Source organism: Paenibacillus sp. JT31N11, from assembly GCF_056269285.1.
The window spans coordinates 418,188-439,016 of record NZ_JBWDNQ010000001.1 but is presented as its reverse complement, the minus strand read 5'-3'; the positions used below and the strand labels follow the sequence as shown (position 1 = coordinate 439,016).

At 52.4% G+C, this 20,829-nt stretch carries 22 protein-coding genes; 1 reads left to right on the top strand and 21 read right to left on the bottom strand.

Going from position 1 to position 20,829, the window contains the following annotated elements; all coding sequences use genetic code 11:
- Positions 1 to 18 precede the first annotated feature (18 nt).
- The 5 genes from AC0YNV_RS02030 to AC0YNV_RS02010 all read right to left on the bottom strand — a co-directional run bounded on the left by AC0YNV_RS02030 (position 19) and on the right by AC0YNV_RS02010 (position 4,141).
- The gene (locus AC0YNV_RS02030) at positions 19 to 942 is read right to left on the bottom strand and encodes a methylenetetrahydrofolate reductase (protein ID WP_475765409.1); all 924 of its coding nucleotides are present in this window, start codon (positions 940 to 942) and stop codon (positions 19 to 21) included.
- A 41-nt stretch (positions 943 to 983) separates the two neighbouring features.
- On the bottom strand, positions 984 to 1,496 hold the full coding sequence (locus AC0YNV_RS02025) for an MSMEG_0572/Sll0783 family nitrogen starvation response protein (RefSeq protein WP_210039600.1): 513 nt from the start codon (positions 1,494 to 1,496) through the stop codon (positions 984 to 986).
- Between the two features lie 51 nt (positions 1,497 to 1,547).
- Positions 1,548 to 2,504 (bottom strand): amidohydrolase family protein, encoded by a 957-nt coding sequence (locus tag AC0YNV_RS02020; protein WP_475765406.1) that lies wholly within the window; start codon positions 2,502 to 2,504, stop codon positions 1,548 to 1,550.
- Positions 2,455 to 2,946: an MSMEG_0567/Sll0786 family nitrogen starvation N-acetyltransferase gene (locus AC0YNV_RS02015; protein WP_475765404.1), complete on the bottom strand. Its 492-nt coding sequence runs from the start codon at positions 2,944 to 2,946 to the stop codon at positions 2,455 to 2,457. Before AC0YNV_RS02015 ends, AC0YNV_RS02020 begins: the two co-directional genes overlap by 50 nt.
- Before the next feature lie 64 nt (positions 2,947 to 3,010).
- Entirely contained in the window at positions 3,011 to 4,141 is a 1,131-nt protein-coding gene (locus tag AC0YNV_RS02010; protein WP_475765402.1) for an MSMEG_0568 family radical SAM protein, read from the bottom strand.
- Positions 4,142 to 4,389: 248 nt separating this feature from the next.
- Between AC0YNV_RS02010 and pdxR the strand changes: the two genes are divergently transcribed.
- Complete coding sequence (gene pdxR, locus AC0YNV_RS02005; RefSeq protein WP_475765400.1) at positions 4,390 to 5,823, top strand: MocR-like pyridoxine biosynthesis transcription factor PdxR; 1,434 nt, start codon at positions 4,390 to 4,392, stop codon at positions 5,821 to 5,823.
- A gap of 114 nt (positions 5,824 to 5,937) precedes the next feature.
- On the opposite strand, the gene AC0YNV_RS02000 is transcribed toward pdxR, so the two are convergent.
- The 16 genes from AC0YNV_RS02000 to AC0YNV_RS01925 all read right to left on the bottom strand — a co-directional run bounded on the left by AC0YNV_RS02000 (position 5,938) and on the right by AC0YNV_RS01925 (position 20,813).
- A complete protein-coding gene (locus AC0YNV_RS02000) occupies positions 5,938 to 6,399 on the bottom strand; it encodes an NUDIX hydrolase (protein ID WP_475765398.1) in 462 nt (153 codons plus the stop codon).
- A 113-nt stretch (positions 6,400 to 6,512) separates the two neighbouring features.
- Positions 6,513 to 6,938 carry a GNAT family N-acetyltransferase gene (locus AC0YNV_RS01995; RefSeq protein ID WP_475765396.1) on the bottom strand — a complete coding sequence of 142 codons (426 nt, stop codon included), beginning with the start codon at positions 6,936 to 6,938 and terminating at the stop codon, positions 6,513 to 6,515.
- A gap of 167 nt (positions 6,939 to 7,105) precedes the next feature.
- A complete protein-coding gene (locus AC0YNV_RS01990) occupies positions 7,106 to 8,902 on the bottom strand; it encodes an asparaginase domain-containing protein (protein ID WP_475765394.1) in 1,797 nt (598 codons plus the stop codon).
- Between the two features lie 20 nt (positions 8,903 to 8,922).
- Positions 8,923 to 10,116 carry an asparaginase gene (locus tag AC0YNV_RS01985; RefSeq protein ID WP_475765392.1) on the bottom strand — a complete coding sequence of 398 codons (1,194 nt, stop codon included), beginning with the start codon at positions 10,114 to 10,116 and terminating at the stop codon, positions 8,923 to 8,925.
- A 507-nt stretch (positions 10,117 to 10,623) separates the two neighbouring features.
- Positions 10,624 to 11,187: an NUDIX hydrolase gene (locus AC0YNV_RS01980; RefSeq protein ID WP_475765391.1), complete on the bottom strand. Its 564-nt coding sequence runs from the start codon at positions 11,185 to 11,187 to the stop codon at positions 10,624 to 10,626.
- A 147-nt stretch (positions 11,188 to 11,334) separates the two neighbouring features.
- Positions 11,335 to 12,351: an ion channel gene (locus tag AC0YNV_RS01975; RefSeq protein WP_475765389.1), complete on the bottom strand. Its 1,017-nt coding sequence runs from the start codon at positions 12,349 to 12,351 to the stop codon at positions 11,335 to 11,337.
- A gap of 111 nt (positions 12,352 to 12,462) precedes the next feature.
- Entirely contained in the window at positions 12,463 to 12,855 is a 393-nt protein-coding gene (locus AC0YNV_RS01970) for a DUF350 domain-containing protein (RefSeq protein WP_210039663.1), read from the bottom strand.
- Positions 12,855 to 13,541: a signal peptide protein gene (locus AC0YNV_RS01965; protein ID WP_475765387.1), complete on the bottom strand. Its 687-nt coding sequence runs from the start codon at positions 13,539 to 13,541 to the stop codon at positions 12,855 to 12,857. Before AC0YNV_RS01965 ends, AC0YNV_RS01970 begins: the two co-directional genes overlap by 1 nt.
- Complete coding sequence (locus AC0YNV_RS01960) at positions 13,538 to 14,743, bottom strand: glutathionylspermidine synthase family protein (protein WP_475765386.1); 1,206 nt, start codon at positions 14,741 to 14,743, stop codon at positions 13,538 to 13,540. The genes AC0YNV_RS01965 and AC0YNV_RS01960 overlap by 4 nt, the downstream gene beginning before the upstream one ends.
- Positions 14,740 to 15,453 (bottom strand): hypothetical protein, encoded by a 714-nt coding sequence (locus AC0YNV_RS01955; RefSeq protein WP_475765384.1) that lies wholly within the window; start codon positions 15,451 to 15,453, stop codon positions 14,740 to 14,742. The genes AC0YNV_RS01960 and AC0YNV_RS01955 overlap by 4 nt, the downstream gene beginning before the upstream one ends.
- Before the next feature lie 28 nt (positions 15,454 to 15,481).
- The gene (locus AC0YNV_RS01950) at positions 15,482 to 15,697 is read right to left on the bottom strand and encodes a hypothetical protein (protein ID WP_210039610.1); all 216 of its coding nucleotides are present in this window, start codon (positions 15,695 to 15,697) and stop codon (positions 15,482 to 15,484) included.
- A 347-nt stretch (positions 15,698 to 16,044) separates the two neighbouring features.
- A complete protein-coding gene (locus AC0YNV_RS01945; RefSeq protein ID WP_475765382.1) occupies positions 16,045 to 16,740 on the bottom strand; it encodes a cupin domain-containing protein in 696 nt (231 codons plus the stop codon).
- 199 nt (positions 16,741 to 16,939) lie between these two features.
- On the bottom strand, positions 16,940 to 17,956 hold the full coding sequence (gene desA, locus AC0YNV_RS01940) for a Delta(5) desaturase DesA (protein ID WP_475765380.1): 1,017 nt from the start codon (positions 17,954 to 17,956) through the stop codon (positions 16,940 to 16,942).
- A gap of 304 nt (positions 17,957 to 18,260) precedes the next feature.
- Positions 18,261 to 18,899 carry a thiamine phosphate synthase gene (thiE, locus tag AC0YNV_RS01935; RefSeq protein WP_475767258.1) on the bottom strand — a complete coding sequence of 213 codons (639 nt, stop codon included), beginning with the start codon at positions 18,897 to 18,899 and terminating at the stop codon, positions 18,261 to 18,263.
- A 4-nt stretch (positions 18,900 to 18,903) separates the two neighbouring features.
- On the bottom strand, positions 18,904 to 19,719 hold the full coding sequence (gene thiD, locus AC0YNV_RS01930; RefSeq protein ID WP_475765379.1) for a bifunctional hydroxymethylpyrimidine kinase/phosphomethylpyrimidine kinase: 816 nt from the start codon (positions 19,717 to 19,719) through the stop codon (positions 18,904 to 18,906).
- Positions 19,720 to 20,045: 326 nt separating this feature from the next.
- Entirely contained in the window at positions 20,046 to 20,813 is a 768-nt protein-coding gene (locus tag AC0YNV_RS01925) for an SDR family oxidoreductase (RefSeq protein WP_475765377.1), read from the bottom strand.
- Positions 20,814 to 20,829: the final 16 nt, after the last annotated feature.

The window sequence follows — 20,829 nt, the reverse complement described above, 5'->3', positions numbered from 1 at the left end:
TCTTCAGGAAGCATAGCGTTATACGCCCGCATCCATCAGATGAGCCGCATTCAGCCCAGCCAATCGAACGACTTTGTTCACGCTGTCTTCCGCCCCTCCGATGGGACGGATATGAATGCCCTTGATTCCTTCAATTTCCCGCAGCTTTCCGATCAGCTCAGCGGCGATCGCAAGCCCTTCCTCCTTGGACTCGGTCTCCGAAAGACGAGCCTTGAACGAGTCGGGAATAACGATGCCGGGAATACGCAGGGCCGTATCGATATGCGCCGCATCCCGCAGAGGCAGAATACTGGCCATAATGGTGATGCGTTTATGAAGATCGCGGCGCCTTGCCTCCTCCATCCATTCTCCGATCAGGTCCATATCGAACACCAGCTGGGTACGCACGAAGTTCGTACCCCCGTCCGCCTTGGCCTCCAGGCGGTCAATCAGCTCCTTTATTGGCTTACCCGCGATATTTTCCACCGTACCGATCGTAAATACCGGTTTCTCCTCCATGAGCGTGCCGTCGAAGAGTCTGCCTTCATCGACAAATTTACGCACATAGCTAACCAGCTCCATCGTCTGAAGATCATATACCTCCTTGGCATCAGGCTCTGTCCCGACCTTCGCGGGGTAGCCTCCAAGGATCGCAATATTCTTTACACCGATGGCTGCAAGACCCAGCAGATCGCTTTGTATAGCCATCCGGTTCCGGTCGCGCAGGTTAATCTGGACAATCGGTTCAACCCCGACCTGACGCACGAAGTATGCGCCGACTACGGGTGACAAACGGGCGATTGCCAGGAGATTGTCGCTGAGGTCGACCGCATCGACGGCACCGCGGTACCGGATCGCCTGCTCGACGAGGGGCTGCGGATTCCAGCTGCGGGGCGGGATCAATTCAGCCGTAACGATAAAATGCTCCGGCGCGAGCTTTCCTTTTTCCAATAATAATGTCATATCGTACCTTCCCTTTCTTCATGCTGCGCGGCATGGAGCTGTTAAATTTGGAATGTGCTCAGGATGAAGGCGCCGGCGCGGGAATATTCGATCAGGCAATCCTGAAGGTCGAGCGGATGGCATGGGATGGAGCCTTCAATCAGGTCTTCCTCGCGATGGCCGTGCAGACCAAGGCCAAAGCGGCATACGTATACTTTTCCGCCCTCCTTGATGAAGGTGGCCAGACTGTCGTTATGGTTCATTTGTCCTGCAAAAGCGGAGCTGCCGACTGCCGGGAAGCCGCGGGTGGCTATCGCATTCATCGCCCCGGTGCCGTAGAAATAAATCGCCGTCTCGAAGCCTTTGCGCTGCGCGCGGATCGCCTGAAGAATGGCAACGTAGGACAATGAGGATTCATGCGCGATACCGTGGACGAGAGACAGGAACTTGTCGCCCTCATTCGCCTTGTAATCCGGGAACACCTTCGTTTCTCCGTAAAGCCTGGAGCCGGCAGGCAGAGTCGGGTGGGGAATCTCATTCATCGATTTCAGTTCAAGTTCTGTAAAATTAGCCATGATACATCATCCTCCAAAAGATATTTTTATATGGAAAAGAGCGTAAAGCTCTTATGCCAGCTTGCTGAAATACTGCTGCTCGGCGTTGCCCCAGAAGATTCTTTCCTTAATTTCGTCCGATACCCTGGCGCCCTGGATTTTCCAGAATTCACTTTCAAAATCGCTCCAAGGCTCATCACAGCCGAACATAACCCGGTCCAGACCGATTCCTGTCCGATCCAGCTCCTGCAGCAGCTTGCGGACCGCAAATCCGATGGCCCAGCTGGTATCAAGATAGACGCGGTAATGCCCTTCGATCAGATCCTTCCACTGCGACAAAAGCCGGATATGACCGCTTACTCCGCCGCCCATATGAACCAGATGTATCTTCAGCTCCTTGCCCCAGCGTTTGATGATTTTGAAAAATCCCGTAATATCGGAGCTTTCACCTGGGCTGGTGTGAAAATGAATCGGGATATCCCGCTCGATCGCTGCCTGGAAAATGGCTTCATGCTGCCGGAGTGTCGGCTCATCCCATTTATCCGGATCCGATGTGCCTCCGAGCAAATAACTCATCTTCATGGCGATGATTCCCGGCTGATCAAGCATTTGCAGGGCCGAATCGGTCAGCCCGCGATTTCTCGGGAGGCCGGATACCCACAATGCTCCAGCCACCCTGCCGCCTTCCTGCCCGGCCAGCTTCACGACCAGTTCATTATGGCTGAACGGCTGCTCCTGCACGGGTATGCCATAGTTCGGGATAATCAGCGTCTTCTCAATTCCCCGGCATTTCATAAAATGGTCCAATTCTTCCCTGGTTTCCGGGCCCGGATCAGCCGGCGAAACCGGCACCTCCGATTCATAGAAGGGCCATGGGTCCAAACAGCCGACGTGATTGTGCACGCTGTATACTCTTCTTCCAATCGCCATCGTAAGCGGCTTCGCCTCTTGAATCAGAGGCTCGCCCATCCCCTGGCCTTCAGCTGCCGGCAGTTTGCCGGCGCTTGCGTGATTGTGCATCATGCACATCTAAATCCGCCTCCATTCGTTGATGTGGATGGTCCCGGATTGAGTAGAGAGCCCCGGCCTTGCGCCATCCCAGCTTCTCAAACAGCTTCACATTCTGCTCCTGCACCTGGGCCAAAAACCGCTGGACACCACGCCGTCTCATCTCTTCGACCGCAGCCTCGATAAGATAAACCCCGATGCCTCTCAGGCGATAGGCTTCATGGACGGCCAGTCTCCCTCCCCACCAGACTCCCTCCTCCTGTCTGTCGGGATAGCAGCGGACAGTCCCCATCAGGACAGACCCGCTGCCCCAGGCGTTCAGATAGATGGAGGAGGAATCTTCGTCATCCTCATCGGTTTGCTCAAACATGCCCTGCTCGTCTACAAAAACCCGGCGCCGCAGCAGCAATGCCGCTTCCATTTCCTCGCCGCTGGCAGCCAGCCTCACATCGCAATTTCTCATGGACTCCTCCTCTTTAGACCACCAGACTATTTCCGCCTGCTCTGCCAGTTAATCACCTTGGTTTCTAGACCGGCAGCTTTTCAAAGGATGGCAGAGCGGAGCAGGCGCCGCACTTGGCGCAGCCTGCCATGCTGCTTGCGGAAGTCAGCTCGGCCTCGGCTAGCAGACCGGCAACTTTGCGGTACATCTGCTCCATATACACCGATGACGGCGGTTCCGCGTGCTCAAGCAGCGTGCCGCGCAGAGGGCGAAGCGGCACGACAAAGGGGTACACGCCCATAGCTGCAGCTCTCGCACAGCCGGCAAGCGTAAGCTCTGGGTCCTCCCCCATCCCCAGGATGACATATGTGGTGACCTGGTTCTTGCCGAATACCGCAACCGCTTTTTCAAATGCGCTGAAGTAGGTCTCCAGCTTTATGGCAGATTTGGAGGGCATCATCTCACGCCGGACCCGCTCATCGAACGATTCGACATGAAGTCCGATCGTGTTTGCGCCGGCATCCTTCAGAACCTGATACAGCCCATCGTCATCAGGCGGCTCGCACTGCACCTGTATGGGAAGATTGCTGATCTTACGGATGGCTCTCACGCAATCAGCCAGGTGAAGCGCCCCCCTGTCCGTTTCATTCGGGGTGCCGGTCGTCAAGGTAATCTGAGTGATTCCGTCCAATCGTTCGGCTGCCTGGACGACCTCTGCGAGCTGCTCTGGTCTTTTTTTGGCAATGGTGGCGCCCCCCTCCAGCGAATGACCGATGGCGCAGAACTTGCACCGGTCATTCGGACTCCACCGGATACAGCTCTGGATGACCGTACTGGCCAGCACATCCGAGCTGTGGCGCACCGCAATTTTGTTATACGCAATGCCGTCTTTCGTTGTCAGATCATAAAACTTCGGACGGCTGACGGGATCGAGATACATTAACGTTTTGCCTTCAAACTGCAGGGCGTATCCATCATCCCCCTCCACCAGCGTATAAGGCGAGCTTTCCGCCGGTCCATTAAAGGCGGGCAGCATAACCGTCGTGCTTCCCATGCGAAAGGCTACATCATCCGATGGCCCCGCTCCTCCCCGGCGGCCGGCTTCTATCCTGCTTTCTGTTCGAATGCCCTTATTCTGAAGATCGACCAGCCGCCAGGCATTCTCGGAAGAGGGAAATCCGCCGCCGTCCCCTGCCCGTTCCAAGGAATCCTTCATATTCATCCACCTTTCCTGCTGTTGGTCCTCTGTATGAATAATTGTTCATGTCACTTTATATAACAAATAATAGAGGAAATTTTGCGTGTGTACCTCATCCACTGGAGTGTTAATTTGCTCATCCAGCTTATTATGTCAGGTCTGAGACGTATTTCTATGCTATCATGGTCCATATATGGTACTTTTGTTCACATAAACTCAGATGGTGACCAAACCGTCATGTTAAAGTCGGAAGGGAGCAAAGGGGCATGGAGTGGAAACCTGCAAAGTCGTCCGGCATAGCCGTTTATAAGCAAATCGCGAATGATATCGAGCACCGGATTATAAGCGGCGAGTTTCCATCTGGAAGCTGGCTGCCTTCCGAACGGCTGCTCGCCGCCCGGCTTAATGTCAACCGAAGCACCGTCATTTCCGCCTATGACGAGCTTCACGCGGCAGGGCTTGTCAAACGGGTGAAAGGCACCGGGACTCTTGTCAGTACGGAGTTATGGAATGATGCGGATAAGCGCCTTCCAGATTGGGAGAGTTACGTCAAGGGCGGATTCTTTCAGCTGAACAATCCGATCAACCGGCAAATCTATCAGCTCGTCCACTCCGGGGACGATATTGTGAATTTTGCTGTCGGGGAGCTGAGCCCCGATCTGCTTCCGGTTTCCTTCATGCAGCATATACAACATACAATGGAGATCAGTCAGTATTTGGGGTATGAGCATATACAAGGAAATCTCAAGCTTCGCGATGCCATCTGCGCGCATCTGAAAGCTTACCGCAGCATTGATTCGGCATCCTCTTCGCTCCTGATTACATCGGGGGCCCAACAAGCCCTGCACCTGATTATCCAAAGTCTGCTGAATCCGGGGGATGCCGTTATCATTGAGGATCCTTCTTATGCCTTTTCTTTGCCAATCTTCCATTCTGCGGGACTGCGGACTTTCCCCCTGCCGACATTCGAGGATGGTATTGATCCGGACGAAATCCTTGCTCTTCACAAGAAACACAGGATCAAAATGATTTTTCTCAATCCGAACTTCCAAAATCCGACCGGCACCCTGATTAGCATGGAAAAAAGGCGGAAGGTGCTTGATATTTCAACCAAATACGGAATACCCATCGTGGAGGATGACCCATACAGCCTGACCGAATATGAAGGCCGCAGCGTGCAAACCTTGAAATCCATGGATAAAGACGGAACTGTCATCTATATCAGCTCCTTGTCCAAAATCATCGCCTCAGGCCTGCGGATCGGCTGGATTCTGGGGCCGCGGTCGATCGTCAACCGAATGGCCGACGCCAAACAGCAGATTGATTATGGACATCCCAACTACCCGCAGTGGATTGCCGCCCAGCTGCTCTCTTCCGAGCAATTTGATGCACATATCCGGAAGCTCCGGCATGGGCTTAGGAACAAACGCGATAGGATCATCCGCTCATTGGACAAATATTTTAAGGGCAGCGCCGATTATTTCGTGCCCGAAGGAGGGATCCATCTTTGGTGCAAGCTCGCCATCGAAGGAACTGAACATCAATTGTTCAAGGAGGCGGTCAAGCAGGGGGTTGTATTTGCGCCGGGCACCACGCTTGGCTCTTCTACACGTCATATCCGTCTGACCTTCAGCCGCGCGGACGATAATGAGATTGAGGAAGGAATACGGAGACTGGCAGAGGCAGCTTCAAGATTATAATAAAAAAAAGCCCTGATTCCAGGACTTAAGGATAATCAATATTGGGCCAGCACGAGAACGAATGCCAGATTCGCATAGGAAGAGCTGTTCGGGCGAAGAAGGCTCTAAGCCGGCCTATGCCCAGCCTGACTTGATATATCCCGCTTTTCTAAGAGTCATCTCAGCATACGGATTAATCCCGTCAATGCGCCGGTCAATCGAAAAATAGCGCAGCTCCAATCCCTCGTCGTCCTGAATGGACGGAGTGCCTGTGACATCCAAAGCTTCATAAACGGCCATAACGTTATAAATTTCATCGCCATGAGGGTATTTATAATACATGTCTTTGCCGGACAACAAGGTTATAAAGCGAAAAGAGCCCGCCCTTAATCCGGCTTCTTCATATAATTCGCGTGCCGCCGCTTCCTCCAGAGATTCGCCAAGCTCCAGCGCCCCGCCAAGGGTTCCCCAGTCCAGACTGTCGGTTCTTTTCTGCAGCAGCAGTTGGCCTTGCTCATTAAATACCAGCACGCAGGCACCTGCCATAATCAAAGGCTGTGTGCCGACATATTTTCTCAAATCCGATATATATCCCAAGAGACCGTACTCCTTCTTCTTTAATTAACTATGAATCCCAGAATTTAATCCATAATCCGAGTCCTTTGCCCGCGTATACGAGGTCAATCAAGTCAGCCAACGAATCCTTTCCGTTACTTTTTGGCCCTTAGTATATCAGGCACTCTTCTCATAAATCTCTCGCTGTCCCTCACAAAATCATACTGCTCATATAATTCATGCGCATCCTTTGTTCCCAGTAACCCATTTAAATTTTTCAAACGGTCGGACGCCGTGATATGTTCAATCAATTTCTTGCCCAGTCCCAGTCCACGGAAGCTCTCATCAATATATACATCGCATAACCAGTACATCGTCGCATTATCTGTCACCACACGCGCAAAGCCAACCTGGCGCTTCTCTTTATAGATCCCGTAGCACAGCGAATTATGGATAGATTGTTCAATAACTGATTCCGACCGCTTATTGGCCCAATAGCTTCTCGCCAGAAAGCCCTTGATTACTGCCAAATCAAGCAGTTCCTTATCCTCGCTGATCAGATATTCATTCTCCACAAGCATCCCTCACCTTCCCATTTACGCTCCCCTTTGGAGAGCAGCAATCCGTTATTCCAGGAATGGAATTCACTCCCTATTGTAATATATCATAAAAGAAGACCATGCCCCTTTGCGGAAAAATCCGCGAGAGGCATGGTCTTTCAATCTATCGGTTCGGTATGAATCCGGCTTTAGGAGGCAGCCGGAAGCTTGACGAGTATGGCCACTGCTTCCGATCTGGTTGCCGTATCGTTCGGAGCGAACATGCCGCCGCTGCGGCCTCCGATGATGGCGTTGTCCTTGGCCGCTTTTACCGCGCCTTTGGCCCATGCCGGGATTTTGGCGTCATCCGCGAATCCCGTTGCTGTGCCGGCACTCGTGTCCAGCTTCATCGCTTTCGCAATCATAACAGCCATCTCGGAGCGTGTAATTGTCGCGTCCGGCTTGAATGTACCGTCGGAATAGCCGCTGACGATCCCGGCTTTTACCGCTTGAGCAACAGCATCTGCTGCCCAACCCTTGATCTTGGCGTTATCTTTGAAAGCAAGCTCCGCTCCTGTTCCTTGAGGTTTCAGGGCGTTGATCAGCATAACCGCAAATTCAGCACGGGTCAGCTTCTGATTCGGCTTGAACGTGCCGTCGCTGTAGCCGCTGACGATGCCCTCAGCAACTGCCTCCTCAATGGAAGCCATTGCCCAATGCCCGGCAATATCCTTTAATGCAACAGGCACTGGCGGAGCAACCGGCGGTGTAGCTGGAGGCATATCCACTGGATCTGCTGTACCCTCGACATCCGCCGTGCTGATATCCTGCCTGCCATATGTGGCGAACCAGCTTTTAATCGTTTGGAAATCCTTGGAGAAAGCCAGTGACACGAGCAGCATCATCCGGGCATGCTGGGCATTCAGATTATCCCCGGCAATAATGCCTTCGCTATCCGAAGGATACATGGTTCCCGAACCCGTTCTCGTCGTTGTGACGAAAATAACACCCTGTTTGATGGCCTCGGTGCGTGCAGCGCTCATTTTCGGCGAGATTCCGCCTGCACCTGTACCGGCGGTAACAATCCCCTTCGCACCGTCAGCTACCATTCCCTTGATACCCCCGCCGTCGGCATCCTGGTAAGCGAATGCGACCTCGACCATCGGCAGATCCGTCTTCTGGATCATGCTTAGGTCAAAAGGCGTCTTCCAGTCTGGCTTGCCTGCTTTCAAAGCTCTATCATTCAGACGGTAGATGGAAATATTGTCTTGATCGATATAGCCCAGCGAGCCGAGTATCGGCGTCTTGAACGTATCGAGACGCTGCGCGTTTGTTTTCGTTACTTCCCGGGCAGCTTGAATCATATCGTTAAGCATAATCACTGTGCCGTACCATTTGGTCTTGCCGCTTCCCGCCAGTTTAATGGCGTTGTACAGATTGGCCGGAGCATCGGTGCCAATAACGTCCCAAGGACGCATTGCACCCGTTACGACCACCGGCTTCTCGCTTTGAACGGTCAGATCGAGGAAATAAGCGATATCCTCCATCGTATCCGTACCGGATGTGACGACAACGCCGTCATAGGTTTTCAGCGCCTGATCAACAGTCAGCGACAGATCGTACAGATCGCCGATCGCATAGCTGCCTGAACCTTTATTGCCGAATTGATACGTGGATACATCGGCAATTTTATCTTTTCTGGGCAGTTGGGCCACCATATCTTCAATTTTGTAGGTGCCCGACTTGTAGTTTTGCAAATTGGTAGGATCTCCGTCGTTGGCCTGCCCGGAAATCGTACCGCCCGTCCCGATAACAAGGACGTTTGGCATTGCAGAAGTTTTGGACGCATCGCTGAGAGCAGGAAGCGGAGGCAATGCGGCCGGTTCGTCTGCGGCAGAGGCTGTAGAAACCAGGCCTCCAGCCGGAATCGACAAGCTGAGAAGGAGAAGTGCAAGAAACGGAAGAAGCAGTCTTTTTCCAAATAAGCCGCTAGACATTGATATCATGTAGCCTTACCTCCTGTGTGTTATGCTTTCGGCGCATCAACAACAACATTTTGCGTGCCGTATGTGGCAAACCATTTTTTAATCGTCGGCTGATCCTTGGAGAAGCCCATCGAAAGCAGCAGCAGCATACGGGCATGCGTCGCGTTCAGGCTATCGCCGGCGATAATGCCGTCGCTATCGGAAGGATACATCGTTCCCGAGCCTGTTCTTGTCGTCGTAACGAAAAGGATACCTTTTTTGATCGCTTCGCTGCGCGCTGCGCTCATTTTCGGCGAAATTCCGCCTGCGCCTGTACCGGCTGTAACGATGCCCTTCGCTCCGTCGGCAATAAAACCATTAATTGCGCCTGCGCCGGCATCCTGATAAGCGTAAGCAATTTCAACTTGCGGCAGATCCGTTTTGCTGATTTTGGTCAGGTCAAACGGTGTTTTCCACTCTGGTTTGCCCGCTTTGCTTACTCTGCCCGGTGCGCGATAGATGGAGATGTTGTCTTGATCGATATAGCCCAGCGCTCCAAGAACCGGTGATTGGAATGTGTCCAGGCGCTGCGCGTTGGTTTTCGTTACATCGCGGGCTGCTTGTACAATGTCATTAAGCATAAGCACTGTACCGAACCATTTGGTTTTGCCGCTAGCCGCAAGCTTAATGGCGTTGTACAGATTGGCAGGAGCATCTGTGCCGATAACATCCCATGGACGCATTGCGCCGGTAATGACAACCGGCTTCTCGCTTTGGACAGTCAGATCGAGGAAATAAGCAATATCCTCCATCGTATCCGTACCGGACGTAACAACGACGCCGTCGTAAGTCTTCAGCGCTTGGTCAACCGTTAGCGACAAATCGTACAGATCGCTGATCGCGTAGCTGCCTGATCCTTTGTTGCCGAATTGGTACGTGGACACATCGGCGATTTTTTCCTTTTTCGGCAGTTGGGCCACCATATCTTCGATTTTATATGTTCCGGATTTATAGGATTGCAAATTAGTAGGATCTCCATCGTTTGCTTGTCCCGAAATGGTACCGCCCGTTCCGATAACAAGAACATTCGATTTCGTTGAAGCATCTTTTACTTTTACATCAGGAATGGGGAAGGTAGTCCCGGCCGCTGGAGCATCCGCTGCAAAGGCACCTACTGCCGTCACGCTTAGCAAAGCCATTACTACGAAAGGGACGAGGAACAATCTGGCCAATCTTTTTCTGCTGATTAAAGTCACTTAAACTACCTCCTAATGTAATATATGAATTTCCGCAAGCTCATTATACGACCATGTTATATTATATTACAAGATAAATTTATAGAATTAAAGAATTGACGCAAGAATGGAAGTTTTTAATAATAGTTGTGTTAATTTTTATAACATTAAATGACGCAATTTCTAAGCAGCTTATAGATGCTTAGTTTCATTATTTGGTTGCTTTTGTCTTTTATTTTCCCAAAACTTGTCATGTACTCCTAGCACTTTGATATGAATCTTCCTTTTAGTCATTCAACAAGTGGAAAGTTATCTAAAATTATGGATGTGAAAAAAAGATACGTAAGGACACACACGCAAACACTGTGTATGCTTAAGTATCTTTTGTCTAATCTGTAATCACTATTATCTGCTAACCGGCACTCTTTCAAGAAGGAACTCACTCAGCTTGTTATCTGACCACTCATACATCTCCAGCAGCTCCTGATAAGGATCGCTTGACATCTTCAGATATGCCGCCATTTTGTCTCATTCCGGAGCATCCGATCGGATCAGATGCGCCAGCTTGTACAGCTCCGCGATATCATGACGATCAGAGGCCTCCAATCTTCGCACAGCTTCTTCAATTTCCACAACATCTACGACGGCAATCTGCTCGGCATCCGGTGGATTAAGCGGCTTTCCGACGAGCTCAACCTCCCCATATCCAACCAGCCTGATGAAATGGGGATGGGGAATATGGGCTCTGAAAGGGTTCTCTGCGAATGACCGGCATTTGAAATGACCGAATATTTCATAATTCAGCAGATTGGCCCCCAGCTCCTCCTGCACTTCCCGCCGCAGGGCTTCCCGGTAGTGTTCATTCGGCTCCAACGTCCCGCCAGGCAGCTCCCATCTGCCGTTATCCAACTGGATCATGACATATCGATTTCCGACGGTAGGGATAATGCTGATATTGCTAATCAACGATTCATCGGTCGGTGATTCTACGGTAAACCGGGACTTCACGATGTCCCAATCGATCCATCCGGATAAGGTTGGCAGACCGCTGAGGTATGCTCGCCTCCGGTTCGTGCCGGGGATGTTCTCCACTGGATGATTCCACTCATTTGCTTCTATGCGTATCGCCCGCCCTCTCTTACAAAATAAGGGTGCCTTCTTTGGCCAATGAATTGTCTATTTCTGCATCGCTGCACCATCCCTTTTGCTTAACTTGGCCAGTTCGTCTGTCCTTACGTCTTATTTCCCGGTGATAGCCTGGTAGGTAGCAGAGTCAGCGATAATATAAAGCCGCGCCCCGGCGGGAATCGGCGTGTTCAGCTTGCGGTTGACGCCCAGATCGCCGCGATCCGAAATCAACGTCGCTCCCCGGCTCAACAGATCCTGAAAAGCATCCCCGTATGTCCGCCAACCTGCTTCTACAGGAACCTCATAGATATCGTCGCCATGCTGACGGCTGAGCAGTTGGCTGAAGATTTCCGAATTCCCCTCCTGAAGCGCAGCCCGGACGGCGAGTCTGGATATAGCGTCATGGGAGAGAACGAACTCGTTTACATTGATATAGCGGAAATTCAGAATGTTTTTCTCCTGGACGATCTCCACCGTCGTATGGACATGCGGAGCAGTCCTTTCAATGCTCGAGGTAATCAACAGCGACTTTCCGTCAGCCAGCGCCGCCTCGTCAATCCGCGAATCCGCAAACACAATTGCTGACCGCGCCTTCTGCAGCATAGCCCGTTCCAGCACTTCATCGGATGCGGGATCGCCGCTGATGAAATGGACATTGCTGCGGTTCAGCAGCGGATGCTTGTCGGTCTCGTCGACGATAACAATTTCCGCACCCGGCAGGTAGGTCATAATTTCCTCTACAGCGTAGTGCGCCTTTTTGCTCCAGTTGATAATGATGATATGATCCTTGCCCTGAAAGTTCAATTGACCGGCCTCCCTCTGCCGTTGAATGCCTGCCACGGAATCGATGACTTTGCCGATCAACAAGCTCAACAGGCCGATTCCGAAAATATACAGAAAGATCGTAAACACCTTGCCCAGTACCGTCTTCGCAAAATAATCGCCGTAGCCAACCGTAGCCATCGTCGTCAGTACCCAATACAGGGAATTAAACCATGAGGTGAATGTTGCCGGTTCCAGCAAGTAAGCGATGGAGGCGCTGATCAGAATGAAAATGATAACAGTCAGGATAATCGACGTATTTTTGAAACGCATGGTTTTGTTAAGCACTCTAAGAAAGAAATACATGCTGATCCTCATCCTCTTCCGCTCAGATCGGCGAATGCCGCATAAAAAAAAGAGATTGCCCTGCCGGAATGGGAACGGACAGAGCATCATGCAAGCTATATAGGATCTTGGCTATACGATCAGGCTGCTTACGGCGAAGCTCGTACCCAGGAATACGAAGCACAGCAGAATGCCGATGGCAGTGTTGCCCTTCTGCAGATGCTCGGATACTTTCAGCCCCGGTGTGACCAGCTCGAAAATCCAATAGGCGGCGATCAGGCAGACATAGCCCACCGCAAACCAGATCATCATAAACCAAATGGACGTATTGGTATAGGCGGCAACGCCCAGAATAATTGCCGTTGCCAGAAACTTTCCGCCCAGCGCGAGCCCTACCGCCATATTCCCCTTGCGCAGCTCATCCATGTCGCGGAATGGAGTCATCCAGCTGAAGATCAGCATGCCGAGCGTCTGCAGCAGGATAATGACAGCAACACTTACCACAATATTGATCACAATGGTCATCATGCCCACCCCCTGAATTTTGCATAGACCATATCATAGTCGCTGTAATCATGGACTTCTTCCACCATGATCATTACTTTTGTCACACTCTTGAGCGCCTTGTACCGATCATCGTCGATCGGCTGCTTGAGCTGGTTGCCCGATGGCAGCGTCAGGACCGCAAAGTTCCGCGTCTTGCCCTGATACTCCGTCTTGTATACCCCGACCAGCGGGACATTCGTCTTCAGCGAAATCTTCAAATTGTCGAGATCCGCCTTCGCCTTGGTCTGATCCGGATAGGATTTGAGTGTATTCCAGGCAGACAGCTTGACTTCATTGCTGCCGGTTTCGTTGGTCACCATATCCGCGCTCATGAACTGCAGCGTCCAGATTTTGGCGCCCGTTGCGTAGTTCCCGTCATTGGGCAAAAGTGTATTGTCAGGCAGAACGGTCATGTCGCTGCCGATCAAATCGCCGACCGTACCTTCAACAATCCGGTAATCCCACGGAATCCGCTGCGCGTCTCCGCCGGAAGCCGCAGCTGTATCGGAGGTGGTATGAAATACGGACGGTTGATCGGTCGAGCACGAGCTGAGGAGCAGACTGGCGAAGACAGCCAGCATCAGGATGCCGATCAGCTTCACGCGGCCGCGGTGGCGAATCACTCCGCGCTCTGCTGCTGAATCGCTTGCTCTTTTTTCTATCATTCTCTTTCTTTCACTCCCAACGCGATAAAATGGCTCGTATTTCCGGTAATCGGCCCTCCGGCTCTGCCGAGCAGCCCGCAGGGGGCGCCATTAAGCATAAACATGCCTGTCAGCAGATGAAATTCCCCTGCCGCCGTCTCGATGCGGGCAAGCTCTGCTCTTTTCTGGTATACCACAGGAAACAATTCGCTTGTATCATAACCGTGTTCATCTGCAAGCTCCAGCTCGCCCTGCGTGTCGAACAGCCTGACCGAGCCGCCCTCGCGGCCAAACATTGATTTGGATACAAAACTGCCTTCGAAGACTGGCTTGTTGTAGGTCGGGAGCATATACAGTCTGATCGCTTCCCGTTCCTCTTCATCAAACAACAGACCCAATTCGTACAGCCCCCATGCGGCGGCCTGCAGCCCCTTGGACTGGAGAATAATGCTGTGCGGGGAATTGAACAGCGTAAGGCTGCCGCTCTCAATCGCATAGGCAAGAGCGTCTCCGCCCTCATCGACAGCCATCCACTCTTTCGGGTACAAGGCGAACAACCGGTTGATCGGGGCTCCTTCCCCATCCTTCAATACCCCGTCGTCCACCCACAATTCCAGACAATCCGTACAGCGGACATCCAGTCCGCTATGCCGCACAAGCGCTTCGATGGTCCCGGAATCCTCAATATGGGCGCCATAGCCCACACATGCGGCAGCCTCCGGCTGCTCCTCCGCCCAGGCAGCGGCAACCAGCTGCGCCATGCCTGCATTAGGAGATTCGAGCCCGGCAAGCTTGAACAGCCAGGGCGTCGCTATCGCAGCTTCCACATAACCTGTCGGCGTGTCTGCATTGAGCTCCAGCAGCTTGATCGTTCCATCGTGGGAGATGGCAAAGTCGAACCTGGCATACCGGCTGATCCTGCCTTCGGGAGGAAGCGGCAGCTGATCGATTGCATCCCATAATATCTCGGGGATGCCAAGCAGTACATAAAGCTCGCGTTTGCCTGCCAGATAACGCGCTGTCTTGTCGAGAACGAGCCACAGCATTGCGGATGCGTGCGCAAGCTCGCTGTATAGAGCCTCCGGCATGACAATCAGCTGGTCGATCCAGTAGGCCTCATCCTCCAGATCCGCCCAGGCGAAGCCGATTTCCTTCAGCTGGGCAACCCGGGCGGCGCGGTCGGAATGCGGCTGACCCAGCACCTCGAATATCGAAGAGGTCAACCGCCGAACCCTCCGGACGAACCGGAGCTTTTGCTCGATGAGGAACTGAAGCCGCTGCTCGACTTGCTGCTGGACGAGCTTGAGCTTCCGGAGCTGGATGAGCTCAGCACGCTTGACTTGCCGCCGATTCCGCCGGGTTTGGAGGATGTGCTGCGGCGGGTAACCGAACCGGTCGTATTGGTCGTCTTGGGTCGGATGGTGGAGCCGACCACCGGCTTGTTCTGGAAGGTATCGCTCGTATAAGTCTTGGACTTATACGGCTTGGTCGTTCCGGCGTAATAGGTCGTATGCGAGGAAGACCATCCGGAAGCCGAATAAGAAGAGCCTCTATTAAAGAGCAAATGATAGAGAATCAGATCATCCCAGCCAAAGCCGGATGTCGCCCCGTTATTAATGATGACCGTATCAGGCGAGTTGCCGCCCAGCGTTCCCATGCTATCAGTTCCCGCAACAGCGCCGGCTCCCTCATCCAGCAGCGGGATGTTCCAATCGACCGCCGGGTCGAAATATTGCTTCACTTCATCTGTCGACCACTCTACCAGCTTGGGCTGCCCGCTGCCTGTATCATCGGCCGCAAAAGCAGCAGAGCCGAAAGCCGCATTAGCCAGCAGCGCGATCCCAAGCGAGGTCGACAATATTCGAAGCGGCTTGCCGTCTTTGGTAAAAAGCTTGAATTTGACCGGTTCATCCGGTTTCTCTTCCCACTTCAACTGCTGTTCCCCCTGTCGCTGATATTTCTTATATGTTCTGCATCGGAACGACCAATATCTCCAGTTTTCCGTTATCCAGATTCAATCTGCCTTCCAGCGTCTCGTACTCGCGGCCGCTCACCGTTATATAATTAATATGCTCCAGCGAGGCGATCATGCTCGTCGACCATGTCCGTTCGTCGATCTGGCGCAAGCTGCCTTCGGGTTCTTTCTCATATAAGATGACTGCAATTCCGTTGTCCACATCTGTACACCCTTTCACTATGGAGTGTCTGCCATATTTTACAGTAACTGAATCCGGAAAGACTTGTCAATCCAAGAATTGTCATAATTTGTTGAAAAACAGAGCATGCATCCTATATCCATTTTTCTACTCATCCATATACAAAAAGAGCGGAATCCTCATTCTTGTTTATACCCGGATTCCATAATAACACTCCTGATTCCTATGGTATATACTGGATTTCCTGCCTTTGTTATCGGTATGCCGCTTTCTGAGATGTACACCTGGACATCGAATACAGAAATTTTTACAAAAAAAAAAGAACCTGAGATGTTCAAAGACTCCCGAGGCTCTTGTATGATTAATATTTAAAAGGAATTTCCCCCATTGCCGATGACAGGCCGCGGCTGCGGATAGTAGCTTGGAAGTCCTTGATGGACAAATCCCTGGCCCTGGTTATTATAGGACTGCTGCTGGACCGGTTGATAGGAATAATTCTGTGACTCGGCTTGTTCCCGGGATTGATTCTTATTGCAATTGGCAGGGGGGCCGATGACGACTGTTTCTGTGATAGGCGCCAGTGTAGCCTTTACTGCAGCTTCATCGAGACAATAAGTGTGCGCGAATACATTCGCAGGCGTCAACCGCAGGAGATCGGAGCCCGGAATGAATTCCGGAATCGGCGCATCGAATATAGCCAGCAGATGGGTGTCGTCGACGGTAGCAACCTCGTAATGCCACCATCCCTGCGGCACATTCGCCACCTGTCCGGGCTGTATCGGAAAATTGCGCAGCTCCTTGGTGAACGGGTTGATCAAGGATACAACGGCAGCGCCAGAAATGCAGTATACCAGCTCCGAAGCGTTTTGATGAGTATGCGGCTCTATGACATTCCCCGTACTCAAATAGATATCAAGCAAAGAGGTATTTCCGAGTGTGTTCAACTGCTGGATGGATAATGCGTTGATTAAATTCCGCGAATCCTTTGTGAAGAAATTATTCTTGCTTACATCATAAGAAAACTGTGCGGTAGGTGAAGCATAGTCCATATACGAAATCGCCAATATAAGCCCTTCCCTTCATGATCGTTCTAGACATTTGCCTTATTGGATAGGGTATGTGAATGCCTAGAACCGGGTGCGCCCATTATTCGTTACTTCCCCTCCTTTTCAATCCCATTACGTTGCGCTCAACCTCCAGTTATGCCGGCCAGCCTCACTGGCGCTGCGCCCATACTCGTCGTTTATTAAATGTGATTCCCGCTTACCGGTATTGTTGATCGGCAGAACCGCTCCTTGCAGCCTCCTTGAAATTGACGAATTTAACATTCTTCTCATCCCAGAGCCGGTAACGAAATGCCTGCAGGCTGGCAGCAATATTGATCGTCGTGGCCTTTTGAAGCGCCGGTGTGTGATCATGCGCGGCTTCCAAATAATAGTTGGGCACTTTGGGACTGAGATGGTGGACATGGTGAAAGCCAATGTTTCCTGTAAGCCATTGCAGCCACCCGGGAAGCTTGTAATAGGAGCTCCCCTCCACAGCCGCGCTCACGAAGCTCCATTCCGGCTCCTTGACGAAGTAGGTATCCTCGAACTGGTGCTGTACATAGAAGAGCCAAACGCCCGCAGCCCCTGATATGAAAAATATCGGTCCATGTATCAGCAGAAACGGCTGCCATCCAATCGTGAAGCACAGCAGGAGCGGAATCCCGATGACGGCCGCATTAGTGAGATAGGTGTTAAGGCGTTCTTTCAGCTTGGCTTTCTTCTTGTTAAACCGGTTGGCAATTATGAAAATATAGAACGGACCCAGGCCGAACATGACTAACGGATTGCGGTACAGACGATAAGCGAGCTTTGTCAGAGCTGGACTGGCCCTATATTCGTCAACCGTCAGAATCCACACATCACCCGTCCCCCGTTTGCTCAAATTGCCGCTGGTTGCGTGGTGTATGGCATGCTCGTGCTTCCACTTATGATAGGGGAAGAAGGTCAGAATTCCCGTCAGCGTTCCGAGGATCTCATTGGCCAACCGGCTTTTAAAGAACGAATAATGGCAGCAGTCATGAAACAGGATAAACGTCCGGATCAGAAATCCCGAAGCTGCAATACTCAACCCGAGTGTAAGCCAATAGGAAACGCTGAGGCTGGCATAGGCGAGATACCATAGCAGAAAAAAAGGAATGACCGTGTTGCAAATTTGCCATATGCTGGACCTAAGATTTGATTTTTCAAATGGAGCCACGTCTTTCTTCAACTGCAGCTTAACCTGTGCGCTCATAGCAATCCTCCTGATTATACTTCGATTATTGATGATTGAACAATTCAGTCAAAATTTAAAACACAAAGGTCCCTTTTATTTGCCTTTTCCTGAGTCGCTGTATCTGTGATTACATCCCCAACCGCTTACGTCTTCTATGGCTAGCTCTACTATAACGAAATCCATGAACGCGACAAACTGTCTGCAGAACGAAAATCACTCATCCGCTGGGCGGATCATTTCCCACGACTTATGGTTGTTTACATATTCCTGAACGCGAAGAAAACCGGACAGTATTGTCCGGTTTTCAGTACACTTCTATTCATTACACAGCTGTCATCGCAAGCAGCAGGCGGGCAGTCTCTTCCACGTTCGCTGCCTGGCTGACCGCCGAGATTACGGCAATTCCATCTGCACCCGCCTGCAAAACCGGGACCGCATTCGCTATGCCGATACCGCCAATGCCAACAAGCGGAGCGGTTATTCCGGCATCCCTGATCCGGCGAATCATCTGCGGCCCCTGAACCTCCCTGGCGTCGAGCTTCGTGCTTGTAGGATACATCGGTCCCACGCCGAGATAATCGGCTCCCTGCTCCAATGCAATCCGTGCTTCCTCCACATTATGCGCGGATACCCCAAGCAGCTTGCTTCCCAGCCTGCTGCGGATCCAGGGCACCTCTCCGTCTTCCTGACCGATATGGAGGCCGTCCGCATCCAGACTGAGGGCAAGCTCGACGTCATCATTAACGATGAAAGGAATGCCGCTCCCCCGGCAAATCAGCCGCAGCTGACGGGCCAGCTCCAATTTGGCCAGGCCCGTCAGACAGCCGGTTCCTTTCTCCCGGAGCTGGAATATTGTGACTCCGCCTCTGATCGCCGCCTGCAGCACTTCAACCGGATTTCCTCCCGTATTAACGCTCCCCATTACCAGATACAGCCGAAGCTGCGGGCGGATATCCGTCATCCCGTTATTCAAGAACAGCCCCTCTTTCCTGCCGGTAAGCCCAATGATTCGTCGGGCCGTTACCGCTGCCCAAGTCCAGTGAATGGGCAATAGCCGCCTGGATGAAGGCTTTGGCGGTACGCACCGCTTCGCGTACCGGATTACCCTTGGCCAGCTCCGCGGCTATGGCAGCCGAGAAGGTACAGCCCGTACCATGAGTATGCCGGGTCGCAATCCGCTCTCCGGTAAATTCCTCGCAGTATTCCCCGTCCGAGAACAAATCCACCGTGTGCAGCGCATCCTCCTCATGCCCGCCTTTGATCACCGCATAGCTCGCACCCATAAGACAGATCGCTCTTGCGGCTTTCTTCTTGTCTTCTTTACTGCTGATCCGGATGCCGGTGAGCGCCTCAGCCTCCGGGATATTCGGCGTTACCACCCTTGCCAGCGGAATCAGGTGGCTGATCATGGTCTCGATTGCTTCCGCCTGCAGCAGAGGGGAACCGCCCTTCGCCACCATTACGGGATCAACCACCAGCTGCAACCATTCGTAATGCTTCACTTTATCGGCAACCGCCCTGATCAGCTCTGCGCTGAACAGCATGCCGGTCTTGAGCGCATCCGGCCTCAAGTCCGCTCCGATTGAATCCAGCTGCCGCGCAACAGCCAGGGCGTCCAGCGGAAAAACCCCTTGAACACCAAGCGTGTTCTGCGCGGTAACGGCCGTGATTGCCGACATGCCGTAAACGCCAAGCTCCTGAAAGGTTTTGATATCAGCCTGTATGCCGGCCCCTCCACCGCTGTCCGAGCCGGCAATCGTTAATACTTTGCGAATCGTCATTGTCCACTCCTCCTCTTCGGCGCCGGTCTAGAAGTCCGGTGAAAACTGCGCATGCGGAAACGTCTTCCGATACCCGCAAGTGCTGCAAGCGAGTTAGCCGCTTGTCACTTGTCGTGGAGCTGTGGTACCCCTGATTTTTTTGATTTTGGATAGCTTTGGCGCAAACCCATCCACGGTATGGATGTGGATGGGTTTGTACCCTATTTGTTAAATTCGGGGTACAAAGGTCGCAAGTGGATGCTTACGAAGCAGCTTTCTAGCGTAAGCTTTCATCTTACGCTTCTCGAGACTATTTCCGCCTGCTCCGCCTGTTATTCACCATACTTCTAGACCATAACCAATCCGCCATCGACTCTCAGACATTGTCCGGTTATGAATGAGCCCCAATCGGACGCCAGCATCAAGACGCCTCCGGCAATATCCTTCGGCACAGCCAGCCGCCCAAGCGGGGTCAGCCGAATAATCGCCTCGCGCACATCCTCCGGTGTCTCGCGGCTGGAGTCGGCTCCTTGCGTCAGGCCGGCCGCCACGCAGTTGACGTTGATGCCGAATGCCCCAAGCTCCGCAGCCAGATTCCGGCTGTACCCGAGCAGGGCGGCCTTCGCCGTCGTATAATCGTGGTAAGGCACAACGGGGAAATCAATCAGGTTCGTCACGATATTAATGATCCGCCCTTCACCCTGCTGCTTCATTATCGGGATCACGGCCTTGCAAATATGAAAAGCACCGCCCAGACTGCCGTCCAATTGACGCTGATAATCCGCCCAGTCAAGGCTCCATGCGGTTTGGCGCGTCTTCGGATTGAAGGAATACTGGCTGAGCGCATTATTCACCACGATATCAATGCCTCCGAAGCCATCCGCAATGGCTGCTACCATCCGCTGCACTTCATCCCCATTCGTCACATCCGCCTGCATCGCTGCCCCATCGCCGCCGCTCTCCCTGATTCTGGACACGACCTCTTCCGCCAGCTTCCCGCTGTGCAAATAATTGACGACCACAACTGCGCCCAAAGCTCCGAAAGCCAGAGCGACCGCTGCGCCAATGCCGCGGCTGGCTCCGGTTACGAGGACGACTTTATTACGGAAATCCATATCGATCCCCTCCTCT